Annotated in this window: 13 protein-coding genes and 1 riboswitch; of the genes, 7 read left to right on the plus strand and 6 right to left on the minus strand. The window is 71.8% G+C overall.

Translation table 11 applies throughout. The features are described from left to right. The first annotated feature begins 19 nt into the window (after positions 1-19). From R2B38_RS47435 to R2B38_RS47450, 4 genes are all read left to right on the plus strand, one after another. A complete protein-coding gene (locus tag R2B38_RS47435) occupies positions 20-877 on the plus strand; it encodes a hypothetical protein (RefSeq protein WP_318022412.1) in 858 nt (285 codons plus the stop codon). After that, positions 877-3,027, plus strand: a complete 2,151-nt coding sequence (locus tag R2B38_RS47440) for a bifunctional serine/threonine-protein kinase/ABC transporter substrate-binding protein (protein WP_318022413.1) — start codon at positions 877-879, stop codon at positions 3,025-3,027. The genes R2B38_RS47435 and R2B38_RS47440 overlap by 1 nt, the downstream gene beginning before the upstream one ends. A gap of 22 nt (positions 3,028-3,049) precedes the next feature. Continuing rightward, a complete protein-coding gene (locus tag R2B38_RS47445; protein WP_318022414.1) occupies positions 3,050-5,227 on the plus strand; it encodes a bifunctional serine/threonine-protein kinase/ABC transporter substrate-binding protein in 2,178 nt (725 codons plus the stop codon). 72 nt (positions 5,228-5,299) lie between these two features. After that, positions 5,300-6,319 (plus strand): MerR family transcriptional regulator, encoded by a 1,020-nt coding sequence (locus tag R2B38_RS47450; protein ID WP_318022415.1) that lies wholly within the window; start codon positions 5,300-5,302, stop codon positions 6,317-6,319. Positions 6,320-6,327: 8 nt separating this feature from the next. Here the strand turns inward: R2B38_RS47450 and R2B38_RS47455 are convergent, their stop codons facing one another. Genes R2B38_RS47455 through R2B38_RS47465 form a run of 3 tightly spaced genes read right to left on the minus strand, consistent with a single transcriptional unit; the run spans position 6,328 to position 9,146 of the window. Further along, positions 6,328-7,335, minus strand: a complete 1,008-nt coding sequence (locus R2B38_RS47455) for an ABC transporter substrate-binding protein (RefSeq protein WP_318022416.1) — start codon at positions 7,333-7,335, stop codon at positions 6,328-6,330. A gap of 15 nt (positions 7,336-7,350) precedes the next feature. Further along, positions 7,351-8,118, minus strand: coding sequence for an ABC transporter ATP-binding protein (locus R2B38_RS47460; RefSeq protein ID WP_318022417.1), 768 nt, complete (start codon positions 8,116-8,118; stop codon positions 7,351-7,353). Then, a complete protein-coding gene (locus tag R2B38_RS47465) occupies positions 8,118-9,146 on the minus strand; it encodes an iron ABC transporter permease (protein ID WP_318023080.1) in 1,029 nt (342 codons plus the stop codon). Before R2B38_RS47465 ends, R2B38_RS47460 begins: the two co-directional genes overlap by 1 nt. A 190-nt stretch (positions 9,147-9,336) precedes the next feature. Next, a riboswitch (cobalamin riboswitch) is annotated at positions 9,337-9,416 on the minus strand. A 325-nt stretch (positions 9,417-9,741) separates the two neighbouring features. Here R2B38_RS47465 and R2B38_RS47470 point away from each other — a divergent pair. Continuing rightward, positions 9,742-10,545: an aminoglycoside phosphotransferase family protein gene (locus R2B38_RS47470; RefSeq protein ID WP_318022418.1), complete on the plus strand. Its 804-nt coding sequence runs from the start codon at positions 9,742-9,744 to the stop codon at positions 10,543-10,545. Positions 10,546-10,641: 96 nt separating this feature from the next. Continuing rightward, positions 10,642-11,187, plus strand: coding sequence for a hypothetical protein (locus tag R2B38_RS47475; RefSeq protein ID WP_318022419.1), 546 nt, complete (start codon positions 10,642-10,644; stop codon positions 11,185-11,187). A gap of 19 nt (positions 11,188-11,206) precedes the next feature. Here R2B38_RS47475 and R2B38_RS47480 read toward each other — a convergent pair whose 3' ends face one another. From R2B38_RS47480 to R2B38_RS47490, 3 genes are all read right to left on the minus strand, one after another. Continuing rightward, complete coding sequence (locus tag R2B38_RS47480; protein ID WP_318022420.1) at positions 11,207-12,109, minus strand: helix-turn-helix transcriptional regulator; 903 nt, start codon at positions 12,107-12,109, stop codon at positions 11,207-11,209. Between the two features lie 124 nt (positions 12,110-12,233). Continuing rightward, positions 12,234-13,178, minus strand: a complete 945-nt coding sequence (locus R2B38_RS47485; RefSeq protein ID WP_318022421.1) for an alpha/beta hydrolase — start codon at positions 13,176-13,178, stop codon at positions 12,234-12,236. Between the two features lie 54 nt (positions 13,179-13,232). Next, complete coding sequence (locus tag R2B38_RS47490) at positions 13,233-13,700, minus strand: cupin domain-containing protein (protein WP_318022422.1); 468 nt, start codon at positions 13,698-13,700, stop codon at positions 13,233-13,235. A gap of 186 nt (positions 13,701-13,886) precedes the next feature. Between R2B38_RS47490 and R2B38_RS47495 the strand changes: the two genes are divergently transcribed. Continuing rightward, positions 13,887-14,549 (plus strand): TMEM175 family protein, encoded by a 663-nt coding sequence (locus R2B38_RS47495; protein ID WP_318022423.1) that lies wholly within the window; start codon positions 13,887-13,889, stop codon positions 14,547-14,549. The last annotated feature ends 50 nt before the right edge of the window (positions 14,550-14,599 follow it).

Below are 14,599 nucleotides of genomic sequence, written 5' to 3' on the forward strand. Positions count from 1 at the left end.
CCGTGGAGGGGGCGACGTCGTGGCGTATGCCAGAGCACTGCGTGTCGGCGGGGTGGCGGCGGTCTGCGGGGGCCTGCTGCTGGGGTGCACGGGCGGTGACGGGGGTCCCGCGTCACCGCCGACGACGTCACCCGGGACGGCCCGGAGCAGTACGGCCGACTTACCGCCCACGGCGTCGGCCACCCCCGCGACGGATCCGAACAGGGAGCCGAAGACCGCGGCGCAGGCTCGGGCGCTGGTCCAACAGGTCATCTCGGGACCGGAGTTGTTCGGGACCGGGGTGGTGCGGGCGACGCCGTACGAGAGTGACCCGGCGCGGTGGGCGGTACTGGGTGACGACTGCCTGTGGCGGCTGCGCCCGTTGCCCGACGACGCGCTGGCCACGCTGACCCGGCACTTCGAGGTGCCCGCGTCCGGCGCGAAGGGGGCCGTGCGGCTGTCGGCCACGGTCACCGTGCACCGCACGGCGTTGGACGCGTCGTGGGAACAGGCCAGGATGCTGGAGGAGGACCTCGACTGCACGGAGCAGACCCAGCGGCCGGGTGAACGCCTCACGGGACTGCAGTCGTTGTCGTTCGCGCGGGGCGAGGGCGGCAACACCAGCGGCGACGATCTGCTCCTGGAGACGGGACAGTGCGTCAGCGACACGCACGGCGGCCCGTACCCGTACTGGTGGCAACAGGCCGTGCTGGGTTCGGTGGTGAGCGGTACGTCCGTGTGCGGCGGACGCGGCCGCAGCCAGGAGGAGCTCAACTCCCTTGTGGCGGAGGTGCTTCCGAGGATGCTGCTGCGGGTGCAGCAGGAGATCGGCCGCTCGGGCGGGTCGGCGTCCGGTGCGCCGAGTGCGTCCGCGTCCGGCACGAAAGGCGGGTCGTGATGGAGCGGCTGCTTCCCTCCGATCCGTCGCGGCTCGGCGGATACCGGCTGTTGGGGCGTCTGGGTGCGGGCGGCATGGGGGTGGTCTACCTCGCGCGCGGGGAAGCCGGTGACCTCGCCGCGGTGAAGGTGATCCAGCCCGAGTTCGCCCAACAGGCGGAGTTCCGGGCGCGGTTCCGGCGTGAGGCGGACTCCGCGCGCGGGGTGGACAGCCCGTGGGTGGTGCCGGTGCTGGGCGCCGACACGGAGGGCCCGGCGCCCTGGCTGGCGACCGCGTTCGTGCCGGGGCCGTCGCTGGCCGAGGCGGTGGCGGAGTGCGGGCCGCTTCCGGCGCGGGTGGTGCGGGTGCTGGGCAAGGTGCTGGCGCGGGCGCTGGAGGCCGTGCATCAGGCGGAGTTGGTGCACCGGGACGTCAAGCCGGGCAATGTGCTGCTCGCGCTGGACGGGCCGCGGCTGATCGACTTCGGGATCGCCCGGCCCACGGCGGCCGGGGAGACGGAGCTGACCTCGGACAGCATGGTCGTGGGCACGCCCGGGTTCCTCTCCCCGGAGCAGGCACGAGCGCTGCCGGTGGGTCCGGCGAGCGACGTGTTCTCGCTGGGCTGCGTGCTGGCGTACACGGCGACCGGACGGCTGCCGTTCGGGACCGGTGCGGCGGACGCCCTGTTGTACCGGACCGTGCACGACGCGCCGGATCTGGACGGCGTCGAGGACGTCGAACTGCGGGACCTGCTGGAGCGCTGCCTCGCCAAGGAGCCCGAGCGACGACCCCAACTCACCTCACTTGACACGGAGTTGGTGGAGGATGCGCCGGCCGGTTCGATCGGCTGGCTGCCGGACCCGGTGGTCCGGATGGTCGCCGACCGGTCGGCGGAGATGCTGGCGCTGCCCGGTATCGAGCCGACCGAGATCTCCGGCGAGCCGGAACCCCAACAACCGGGACGCCGCCGGGTGTTGGCCCTCGCAGCGGGCGGTACGGCGCTGCTCGCGGCCGGTGGCGGCACGGCGCTGTGGGCGGCCCTGCGGGACAACGACACGAAGACACCGGCGAGTTCGGCCACCCGACGCGCCTGGACCATCGGTGTCCAGGCCGATCTGAGCGGCCCGCTGAAGGCGGCGGGGACGACGCAGGAGCGGGCCGCGCGGCTGGCCGTGGAGCAGTTCAACGCCCGCGAGGACAAGCCGTTCCCGCTCGCCCTGCGCGTGCTGGACGACCGGGGCGAGCCGGCCCGGGCCCAGGCCGTGGCCCGCCAACTCGCCCAGGACCGCGATGTGTTCGCCGTGCTCGGCCCCACCGGTTACGCCTCGGCACAGAGTGCCGTGGAGGTGTACGAGAGTGCCGGGCTGCCCCTGGTGACGGTGTCCGAACTCTCGGTCTCCGCCGTCCAGTCGGCCCTCCTGGCGAAGCCGCGACGATACTTCCGGGCCGCTCCGCTGGCCGCGTACTCGGCGTTCGCCACCGTCACCGCGCTGACCGCGCAGGGGTCTCGCCGTCCGGGGCTGCTGGTCGATCGCGCGGGCGGGATCACCGGCATGGAGTCCGTCAACGTCGTCCACAGCGCGACCGGCGCGGGCGGTGTGGCCCTGTACGCCCGGGTCGTCCCCGCTCTCGCGCCCGACGTGTCGACCGTGGTCGCCGACATGCTCGCCCACGGCGTCGACAGCTTCTACTACACCGGCACCGCCGAACGCGCCGCCCCGCTCGCCCGCGCCCTGGCCGCAAGGGACTTCACCGGCCCCCGCTTCCTGGACACTCCGTCGGCCACACCCGCCTTCATCTCGGCGGCGGGCCATGCGAGCGAGGGCTGGCAGGTCCTGGCTCCGTACATCGACCCGGCCGCGGCGGCCGTACGACCGTTCGCCACCGCCTACCGCAAGCGGTTCGGCGGTGCGCCGGGCGACTGGGCGGCGGAGGCGTACGACGTCACACGCCTCCTGGCCGACCGGCTCACGGCCCTCGCCGGGAGGGCCGCGAAGCGTCCCAGCCGCCCCCAGGTCGCCGACGCGCTCGCCAAGGCCCGGTTCAGGGGGCTGGTCACCACGTACGCGTTCGACGCCGACCATCAGCTCATCACCCGGCAGGTGCAGCACTACCAGGTCAAGGACGGTCGCTTCGTCTATACCGGCCCGGTGGGACTGTCCGCCTCCTGACACACGGCACGGGAGCGGCGGGATGCGGGCATTGCGGGCCGAGGATCCGGAGGAGCTGGGCGGGCACCGCTTGCTCGCCCGGCTCGGCGCGGGCGGCATGGGGGTGGTCTACCTCGCCCGTACCGCCGACGGTTCGCTGCTCGCCCTGAAGGTGATCCGCGCCGAGTACGCGGCCGACCCCGCGTTCCGCGCCCGCTTCCGGCGCGAGGTGATGCTGGCCACCGGGCTCACCGGCCGCTGGGTGGTCGCGGTGACGGCGGCGGACACCGAGGCGCGTGAACCGTGGCTGGCCACGGCGTTCGTCCCCGGCCCTTCGCTTGCGGAGGCGGTGGACGGACTCGGGCCGCTTCCGGCGGACACGGTCGTCACGCTCGGGGCGCAACTGGCCGAGGCAGTGGGCGAGTTGCACGCGGTGGGCCTGGTGCACCGGGACGTCAAACCCGGCAACATCCTCCTCGTCCCCGACGGCCCCCGGCTCATCGACTTCGGCATCGCCAAGGGAGCCGGCACGACCGCGCTCACCGCTCCCGACGCGGTCGTCGGCACCCCCGGCTACCTCTCCCCCGAGCAGACCCGGAGCCGCGGCGGCGAGGTCGGTCCGGCCAGCGACCTGTTCTCGCTGGGCTGCGTGCTGGCGTACGCGGCGACCGGCCGCCGCCCGTTCGGCACCGGCGAGGCACCCGCGGTCCTGTACCGCACGGTGCACGAACCCCACGACACCACCGGCCTGGCTCAACTCCCGCCGCCCCTGAGGACGGTGATCGACGCCTGCCTCGCCAAAGACCCCGCGCTGCGGCCGACAGCCGCGGAGGTCCGCTCCGCGCTGACGGACAACGGCCCGTCCGCAGCGCCCGGTTGGCTGCCGCCCGCCGTCCTGCGCCTGGTCGCCGAACGCTCGGCCCGCGCCCTCGACCCGCCACCTCGCACCGCAGGGCCGCCCGAATCACCGAACGCCCCTACAGCACAGGGGTTTTCGCGCCGCCGCATGCTCACGATCGGCGGCTCGGCAGCCGCCGTACTCGCCGCGTCCGGCACCGGCGCGGTCGTGCTGCTGGCGCGGGGACACCCCACCACGAGCGGATCACACCACGACATCCCCACCCACACCCTCGCCCTGCACGCCGATCTGACGGGAACTCAGAAAACCCTGGGCAAAGCGCAGATGCAGGGGGCACAACTCGCGGTCGCCGCCCACAACGCCCGCAAGAACGTCACCTACCGCCTCGCGCTTGTCCCGTACGACGACGGCGGCGACGCGGCCCGAGCACGGACGACGGCCCACCGCGTGCTCGCCCGGCCATCCGTCATCGCGGTCATCGGCCCCAGCACCACAGCCGGTGCCCACGCCGCCGCCCCGCTCTACGCGGCCGCGTCCATGCCGGTGGTCCTGGTGTCGGCCGCCGACGACGCGGCCGGGCTGTCGGCCACGACACTGCGCACCCTGTGCGTGACGAGGGCGTCGGACAGCTCACGGACCCTGCCGATCCTCTCCTACCTGACCAGGACCCGCCCCAGCCACCGCACGGCGGTCATCCAGGACGACGCGGCGGGCGAGACGGCCGTCGACGTCAGCAGGAACCTGGTCGAGACACCGCCGAGCGGCGGCACCGTCACCATCCACCAAGTGGCCGCCACTACAACCGACTTCGGCCCGGCCGTCTCCCGCGCGCTGGCCACACATCCGCAGGCGGTGGTCTACGGCGGCACGTCACCGCGCCGCGCGGCGGCCTGCGCCCGGGCCCTGGCCACGGCCCGGTTCACGGGGGCGGTGACCGGCTTCGAGCCGGTCATGCGCGCCGGCTTCCTCACGGCGGCGGGGCAGGCGGCCGAGGGGTGGGTCTTCCAAGCGCCGTACACCGAAGCACAGTCGGCCACGGCACCGGCCGCGAAGGCGTTCACCGCGGCCTATCGGGCGCGGTACGGCGAACCACCCGGCCGATGGTCCGCCGAGGCGTACGACGCCGTCGGTCTCATCGCCCGAGCCCTGGACGCGCTCGGGACCACCACCGCGATCCAACCCGCGCAGGTCGCGGAGCGCCTCTTCCACACCGCGTACGACGGGGTGGCCAAGCCGATCCGCTTCGTCCAAGGCACGACTCACGCGCTGGACCCGGAGAACACCGGGTTCCTGTACCAGCTCAGGGACGGCGCGTTCCGTTTCCTGGGTCGCTACGACCAGGTGCGCGCGGTTCAGCCGTAGGGCGTGCGGGGGTTCGCCTGGGACCGGTCCGTACCCAACACCCTTGACTCTCAGGTCACTTGAGATTCCATAGTGCCGGGTGTGAACGAACGTGAGCTCTACTCCATCGGGGACGTCGCCCGCCGCACGGGCCTGAGCGTGAGCGCGATCAGGTTCTACGCCGACGAGGGCGTCGTCACGCCCACCGGTCTCACCGAGGGCGGCTTCCGGCGGTACGACGTGCACGCCGTCGCCCGGCTCGAACTCGTGCGCACCCTGCGCGACTTGGGCGCCGGCCTGGACGACATCCGCCGCGTGCTGACCGCGGAGACCAGCCTGCACGACCTCGCCGTCACGCATCTGCTGTTGGTCGAGGACCAGTTGAGGCAGTTCCGGGCGCGTCGCGCCGTACTCCGGACCATCACGCGGCAGCACACCACGGCGGAACAGGTGAGCCTGATGCACAAGCTCGTGTCGATGTCCGACGACGACCGTGACCAACTCGTCGCCCAGTTCTGGGACTTCGTGAGCGACGGTCTCGACGTGCATCCCAGTTACGTGGAGCGGCTGCACAGGCTGCGCCCGCACCTGCCGGAGGACCCGTCCACCGAGCAGCTGGAGTCCTGGATCGAACTCGCGGAGTTCGTGCGGGACGAGGAGCCCCGCGCGGCGCTGCGGGACTTCTTCCACCGCACCTTCGGCACCGGGCAGGGCAAGTTGATGGCCTCACCGGAGATGACGGCCCGTGTCGAGAGACACCGGAAGCTCCTCTTGGAGGCGCGGGCCGCCCAACAGGCCGGTGTGGCGGCGGACTCGCCCCAGGCCCGGGACCTCGCCGAGCGCGTGGCCGCCGACTCGGCCGAGTTGGCCGCCGCGATGAGAGGGGGCCACGACATCGACGTCGACAAGGCGCGGCGCACCATGGCGGGGTTCGACCGGGGCGGAGCGGCTGCGCGGCGACCGGCCAAGGCGAGCGGCCTCAAGCTGCTGACCAGGTACCACTCCCTCGTGGCGACGATCAACGGCACGCCCGGGCCGGACCCGGTCTCGGACCGGGACCGGGCGGTGGCCGTCCGGGAGTGGATGGGTGCCGCCCTGCGCCAGTCGCCTTGATCCGGGCCCTAGTCGGTCTCCTTCGCCGTCGCCACCGTCCGCAGATACGCGCCGAGGCGGGCGATGGCCGACGGGTTGCGGGGGCTTTCGACGAGGTCGACGTAGTCGAGGACGAAGACGCGGTGGTGCTTGACGGCGGAGACGTTGCGGAGCGGGGCGTAGGAGAGGAGGAACTTCTTCTTCTGTTCGGCGCTCACGTCGCCGTAGTCGCAGATGACGATGACGTCGGGGTCGCGCTGGACGACGGTCTCCCAACCGACCGTGGTCCAGGAGTCGTTGACATCGTGCATGACGTTGGTGCCGCCGGCCTCGCTGATGATCTGGTCGGGGGCGGCGTAGCGGCCGGAGGTGAACGGGGAGTCCTGGCCGCTGTCGTAGAGGAAGACCTTGGGGCTCTTCGCCGGGGCCTTGGTGTGCACGGCGGCGATCTGCTTCTTGAAGTCGGCGATCAGGGTGGCCGCGCGCTGCTCGACGCCGAAGAGCTTTCCGAGGTTGGTGAGGTCCGTGTAGAGGGCGCTCAGGGGCGGCATGATGCCGCGCGAGGTGTCGGTGCGGCCGTTGCGGCAGGATTCGGTGAGGACGTACGTGGGGATGCCGAGCTTCTTGAGGGCGTCGGGGGTGAAGCCGCTGTCGTCGCGGAAGCCGTAGTTCCAGCCGGCGAAGACGAGGTCGGCGCGGGCGTCGAGGACGTTCTCCTTGGTGAGTTGGTCCTTGGACAGCCACTTCACCTTCTGGTAGCCGTCCTTCCAGGGGACGTCGGTCAGGTCGCCCTTGTCGTCGGGCATGGCGAACCCGGCCATGCGGTTCTCCAGGCCGAGGGCGAACATCAGCTCGGTGATGCCGACGTCGTTGGTGACGACCCGCTTGGGGACGGTCTTGTACGTCACCTTCTGGCCGCAGTTGGTGAGGGTGACGGCGGAGGACATGGCGTTCTGCGGCGTGGGCTCGACCGTGGCGCCGCACCCGGCGGTGGCGGTCGCGGTGAGGCAGAGGGCGGCGGCGAACAGCTTGCGCATGGGGGTGGTTGTCCTTCAGGAGGCGGGCGGGAGCAGGTCGAACAGGAGCTGGACGGCGCCGGTCTCCGGGTGCCGTACGAGGTGCGCACGGACCCCGAACACCTCGGCGAGCAGGGCGGGTCGCAGGACCTCGTGCGGCGGGCCGGATGCGACGATCCGGCCGTTCGCGATCACGTACAGCAGGTCGCAGTGCGCGGCGGCGAGGTTGAGGTCGTGCAGGGCCGCCAGCACGGTCAGGCCACTGCTGCGGACCAGTGACAGCACGTCCAACTGGTGGGCGATGTCGAGGTGGTTGGTGGGTTCGTCGAGGACGAGCACGCGGGGTCGTTGGGTGAGGGCGCGGGCGATCAGGACGCGTTGTCTCTCACCGCCGGACAGGGCGAGGAACCCGCGGTCGGCGAGGTGGGTGACACTGGTGCGCCGCATGGCTTCGGCGCAGATCTCGCGGTCCGAGGCGGCGGTCCGGTCCCGGTGGGGCAGTCGTCCCATGGCGACCACCTCGGCGACGGTGAAGTCGAACTCGGCCGACGACTCCTGCGGCAGCGCGGCCAACTTCCTCGCGGCGGCACGTGGTTCCATGGCGTGTACGTCGTCGCCGTCGAGCCGGACCACGCCGTCGGCCGGTCGCAGCGCCCGGTACACACACCTCAACAGGCTTGATTTCCCACTGCCGTTGGGGCCGACGAGCCCGACGAAGGCCCCGCTGTCCACGGCGAGCCGGATGTCGTCCACCAGCCGCACGGCGCCCGCGTCGACCGACAGCCCCTCGATGTCGAGCCTCATCAACTCCCCCCGAAGGCATAGCCGCCGCGCCGCATCAGCAGCAGGAACGCGGGCACTCCCACGACCGCCGTGATCACGCCGACCGGCAGTTCGGCGGGCGCCAGCAGCAGCCGGGACAGGACGTCCGCCCACACCAGGAGCACGGCTCCGGCGAGCGGCGCGACCGCGAGGACCTTGCGGTGATCGGCGCCGACGAGCATCCGTACGAGGTGCGGCACCATCAGCCCGACGAAGCCGATGGCTCCGCTGACCGCGACCACGGTCCCGGTGACGGCGGCGGTCACGAGGAACAACTCCCGGCGCAGCCGGGCGGGTTGGACGCCGAGCGCGGCGGACGTCTCGTCCCCCATGGCGAGCGCGTTGAGCGACTCCGCGCGCCATCGCAGCCACGCCCAGCCGGCCGCCACGGTCACGGCGGCCACCGGCACCTGCGTCCAGGTCGCTCCGCCCAGGCTCCCGAGCAGCCACATCATCGCCGAGCGGGCCGCCTCGCCCCGGGCCGCGCCGAACACCATCACGGTGGTGACGGCTTCGAAGCCGTACGCCAGCGCGGTCCCCGTCAGGATGAGCCGCAGCGGCGTGAGACCGTGCGGCGAGCGGGCCACGGCGTAGACGAGGACCATGGCCGCGAGTGCCGAGGCGAAGGCCGACACCGACAGCGCCCACACGCCCAGTCCCGCGAACGCGCCCAGCAGGATGACGGCGTTGGCGCCGACCGCGGCGCCCGAGGAGATGCCGAGCACGAACGGGTCGGCGAGCGCGTTGCGGACCATGGCCTGGACGGCCACGCCGACGGCCGAGAGTCCGGCGCCGACGACGGCCGCGAGGACGACCCGTGGCAGCCGGATCTCCCAGACGATCGTGTACGCGGCGGCGTCGGAGGCGTGCACGGTCCCGCCGGTGACCCCGGCCCACAGGAACCGGAACATGTCCGCCGTGCCGATCCCGGCAGCGCCGAGACCGACGCCGCACACGAGGGATAGTCCGAGCAGGAGCAACAGCCCGAGCAGCAGAAGGGGTTGGGGTATCCGGCGGGGATCACGCCCTGGACTCTGGCCACGGCCAAAGCCGGTTCTCGGACGTCGGAGCACGGTCGGCGGTCCTTCACCTGGGGCCGCCTGGTGAGCCTCGATCGAGGAGACAGCCCGGACGACCGTGCCGGCCGCTCGGTCCCCTCTCGCAGTCCACGGCGAGCAGTCAACGGGTCGCGCCACCCACGGGCGATCGGACTCGCGCGACGACCGGGGTCGCCACGCACACCGTTGCGGGTCAGCGCCGGATTCTCACCGGACTTCCCCCGCGGGAGGCCTGGGGAGCGTAACAAACGACGCGGACCGGTCCGACAGCGCCCGAACCAGCTGCTCACCGAACTCCGCACACGCGGCGACAACCACGCCGCCGCGATCACCCGGGGCACGCTCTACAACACGGTCGCCGCCCTGACCGAACGGGAATGGATCGCCTCGCGGAGCCAGGAGCACTCGGGCAACCACCCCGAGCGCACGGTCCACGCCCTCCAGGGCCGCCCCGGCCGGGGCGGCCTTCGACACGTTGAGGAGGCTCGTGGAACGCTTCAGCGTCCGAGGACACCAGGCAGTGCCTGAGCCGAGAAGGGACCGATGAGTGGAGCAGTCGCACCCGCCCGCCGAAGTCGGCGAAATCCCTTTGCCCGGAGGCCGCATCACCCCCGGCGTCGTACGAGTCGGCGACACGGTCCGCCGCCCCGTCACGCAGGCCTCGCCCTTCGTCACGCGGCTCCTGCGCCACCTCGAACAGCGCGGGTTCCCCGGAGCGCCACGCCACCTCGGCCGCGACGAAGCCGGACGCGACACCTTCACCTACCTGCCCGGCCATGTGCCCGCGCGCTTCCAATACTGGACCGACACGCAGGTCACCGCGGCCGGCGCCCTGCTCCGTTCCCTGCACGACGCCACGCGTGGCAGCGCGCTCGCCGGACCGTGCGCCGTCGTCTGCCATCACGACCCCGGGCCCAACAACACCGTGTTCCGCGACGGCCTGCCCTACGCCTTCATCGACTTCGACACCGCCGCTCCCGGCGACCCCCTCGAAGACGTCGGATACGCGGCCTGGACCTGGTGCGTCTCCTCCCGTCCCACCGCCCCGCCCGCGGCAGTGCAAGCAGCCCAAGTACGAGTCCTCGCCGATGCCTACGGGCTCGACGCCTCCGACCGCCGCAAGCTCGTCGACGCGATGCTCAACCGGCAGACGCGTAACGCGAGTTGGTGGCGAGCACGACTCAGCCGATCCGAACACGCGGCCAGCGACGACGAGTTGACCGACGCCCGCGTCAACTGGTCCGAGCGGGAGTACGCCCACACGTCCGCCCATCGGCCCGCGTTCGAGAGCGCACTGCGCGAGCCCTCCCCCGCTCATCGGAAGAATCCCGACTCCGCCAGCACCCCGTAGCCGTGAAACCCGACGAACCCCCGTCCCTGACCACACCCGCCATCTACTGTACGAACACGCGGAGTTACCCACCGCAGCCACCCGAGGAGGATTCCTGTGTCGTCGCCCTGCGATCCCGCGTACGCTCCCGTCGGTGATGTCGGTGCGGCGATCATGATGATCGACTCCCGGCTGAAGACCGTGCACGACGGGAAGAGCGGGACCGATCCCGAACAGCAGGCGTTGATGGACCAGTTCGTCGCGACGCTGGGGCCCAAGGGGCTCAACGACATGCTGGACGGCACCTGCACGCTGATCTACATGTTCATGACGTGGCTGCGGAAGGCTCACGAGGAGCACGAGAAGGACGTCCTCGAGTACGTGGTGCCCAGCCTCGTGGCCACGATGCGGATGATGCCCAGGAGTGTGCGCCCGGAGGCGATCCCGATGATGGCCGGGCTGGTCATCGCCGCGGGCACCGGGCTGAGCCCGAACCTGTGGCGTGCGCAGTACGGGGACTGGACCAAGGAGGAGATGACTCCGCTGGAGGCCACGGCCTTCCTGCTCGCGGAGCACATCAACCGCATCACCGACGACCAGGCCTTCGCCACCCGTCTGATCACCGATGCCCTGTCCGCCGCGGACGGGGACCAAGAGGACTGACGGGCCGCGGCCCTCGTCCTCAACTCGGGGCGTCGCGGCCCGACATGGCGTGGGCCAGGCCCCCACCCGGCTCCGGACAGGCGGCGCGCAGAGCGTCCAGCTTCTCCGCGTCGGTCGTCCCGACCGCCGCCGTGTACGTGACGATCCTGAGGTCGGTGCCCGCGGCCATCAGGACGTCGAGGTCGAGGTTGATGTCCCCCACCCGGGGGTGCTCGACGGTCTTGCGGTCGCCGACGTTGGTACGGGCGGTGCCGTTGGACCAGAGGCGGGCGAAGCGCGGGCTGTCGTCCAGCATGCGGTCGATGAAGGCGGCGAGCCGCGCGTCATGGGGATGGGCGGCCGCCGTCAGCCGCAGGTCGGCGACGAGGTCCTCCTCCTCGACCTCGTCGCCCGCCCAGGACCGCACCGGCCAGGCCGCGATCGGTTCCCGCCGCCGGCCGTCACTGGACCGGAACATGCCGGCCACGAGGTTGAGTTCGCTCCAGCCGTACGTCCGTGGGTCACCGACCAGCTCGTTCCACATCCCGTTCCAGCTGATGAGGGTCCAGTCGGCGGCGAACACCGCGGTGGGGTTGCCGACCAGCTGCCCCATCAGCCGGTGCACCCTCGCGGGGACATGCCGGGACACGTTCCCGGCCGAGGGCGGCGCGAGGTGGGCGCAGCGGAACAGGTGGTCGCGCTCGGACGGTTCGAGGCGCAGCGCCCTGGCCAGTGCGGTGACGACCTGGGCCGAGGGGTTCCGGGCCCGCCCCTGTTCCAGCCGGACCACGTAGTCGACCGACAGGCCGGCCAGCCGGGCGAGCTCCTTCCGGCGCAGCCCGGGGATGCGCCGGTCCCCGCCCGCCTCCAGCCCGCTGTCCCGCGGTGACACGCGCTCGCGCCACCCCCGCAGAGCGATGCCGAAGTGGTTCGTCGTAGCCATGGAGAACATTGTCGTTCAACTGGCGGACTTGGAACGGACGTTCGCCCCCCGACCGGCGGAGTCTTTACTCTCCGCCGGTCCGTTCCGTCCTCTCCACCGGTCCGCTCTGTCGGCCTTCGCGGGACTACGACGCCGCCCCGGCCGGCACCTCCTCGTCGGGCTTGTCCGCGTCGGCGCCGTCGGCCCACCAGGTCCGGATGAAGGCTCCGGCGGCGTCGAGCGCGGCGGCGCCCTCGTCGAGCATCGCCGCGAACGCCTGGAAGACGTGCGGGACTTCGGGCCAGACCTGCAGTTCGACGTGGACGTCGTGCTCGGCGGCGCGCGCGGCCAGCCGTACGGCGTCGTCCATGAGGATCTCGTACGAACCGACCTGGATGAACAGGGGTGCCAGGCCGGTCAGATCGGCGAAGACGGGGCTGGCGTGCGGCGTGGTCGGGTCCGTGGTGCCGAGGTAGTCGCGGGCGCGGGTGCGCAGGCCTTCCGGGGTCAGTGAGGCGTCGACCGCCGCCTTGCTCACCGCGCTGCCGCCGGACACGCTCAGGTCGGCCCACGGGGAGAACACCGTGGCCGAGGAGGGCTGGGGCAGGCCCGCGTCCTTCACGGCGACCAGCGTCGCGGCGACGAGACCGCCGCCCGCGGACTCCCCGACGAAGGCGATGGCGGAACTGGGGATTCCGTCGTCGAGCAGCGCCCGGTACACGGCGAGGGCGTCGTCGATCGCCGCGGGGAACGGGTGCTCGGGGGCCAGCCGGTAGTCGACGCAGACGGCGCGGGCGCCGGTGCGCCGGGAGACCTCGGCGGCCAGACCCGCGGCGTCGGCCGCCGAGCCGATGACGTACGCGCCGCCGTGCAGATACAGCAGGACGCTCGCCGGGTCGTTCTCCGGTGTCTCGACGGTGACGACCGGTACGCCGCCCAGTTCGCCCTCGGTGGTCGAGACGTCGGGCGGCAACGGGATGGACGTCATCATGTCGTGGAAGAGGGCGCGCTGTTGGGCCACGTCCCCTCCGAGGTCGAGCGGGCCGTGCCGCAGCATCTCGTCGAGGGCCTGGCGCTGTTGCCGGGACATGGCTGTGCCTTTCGTGGTTCCGGTCGGTGCGGTGGTGCGGTGGAACTGTGCGGGTCAGCGCGGCGGGCCGACTATGACCTGGCCGTACATGTCGGCGGCCTCGGCCATGATGTCCCGCGAGATCTCGAAGCCCTCGGGGCGCGGGGTGGTGAGGTCACGTCCCGCGTGCCGGAACATGCCCTCGATGCCGCCGGGCGTGCAGATCATCAGCAGGTCGGCGGTGTCGGAGGTGATCCGGTAGCCGTGCGGGACGTTGCGCGGCAGGAAGACGATCCCGCCCTCCGTCAGCTCCATCTCCTCGTCGTCGCACCACAGCAGCGCACTCCCCTTGATGAGCATGAAGACCTCGTCCTCACGGGTGTGCTTGTGGTACGGCGGTGCCTCGCCCTTGGCGACGGAGAACCGTCCCACGGTCAGCTGTCCGCCGGTGGCCGCGGCGTCGAGGAGTACGGCGAACTCGCCGCCGTCGAGCCATTCGAGTTTCTGCTGCTGCTCGGGCTGTGCGAGGTAGGCCATGGTCATGCGGCTGTCCGTTCTGCGCGATCAGCTGTCTCCGGTCGGGGCCGTGCCCTGTCCGTCCGATGATCCTCTTCTTCGCGCACCGGCCGCCAGCCGTACGGGTAGGACCAGCAGTACCACTCCCCCGGCCCGGGCCTCGGTGCCGGGCGCGTCCGGGGCGTCCTCCGGCTTGTGGCATTCTCTGCTGCCATGGATGTCTCGACTGATCAAGAACTGCCGTCCGCGGGCGAGGACATGGAGGCCCGCGCGGTCTCCGGCGACCGGCTCACGTTCTTCGGGGACGCGGTGGTCGCCATCGCTCTCACGCTGCTGGCGCTGGAACTGCCGGTGCCGGAGGGAAAGACCAACTCCGAGCTGTGGCACTCGGCCACGTCGCACCGTGAGAGCTACCTGGCGTTCATGATCAGTTTCGTGGTGATCGCCGCGCACTGGCGCTCCCACCACCGGGTGTTCCGCTATGTCACCGCGACCAACAGCCGGTTGACGGCCCTCACCATGTACTGGCTGCTGATGCTGGTGGTCACCCCGTTCGCGACCGACGTGATCGGCGGCGAGGGGGCGTTCCAGGCACGGTTCGTCTTCTACGCCACCGTGCAGTTCCTGGCCTGCCTCCTGTTCATACTGATGGTCCGCGAGGTCCCCCGCGACGGCCTCCAGCGCCCCGGCACCCCGCCCGAGCTCTTCACCCGGGCCATCCGCCGCCTCGGCATGGTGGCACTGGGCTTCCTCGTCTCGATCCCGGTCTCGCTCTTCACCCACTGGGCTTACCTCTGCTGGATCGTGGTCCCGCTCGTCGACTCGGTCGTCGACAAGCGCAGGGACCGTACCGGGCAGCAGGCCCTGGAGGATTGAGCCGGAACCCGTCAACGTCCTTGGCGTCCAAGGTCGTTCGGGCATCACCG

It is taken from the genome of Streptomyces sp. N50, assembly GCF_033335955.1.
Lineage (GTDB): Bacteria > Actinomycetota > Actinomycetes > Streptomycetales > Streptomycetaceae > Streptomyces.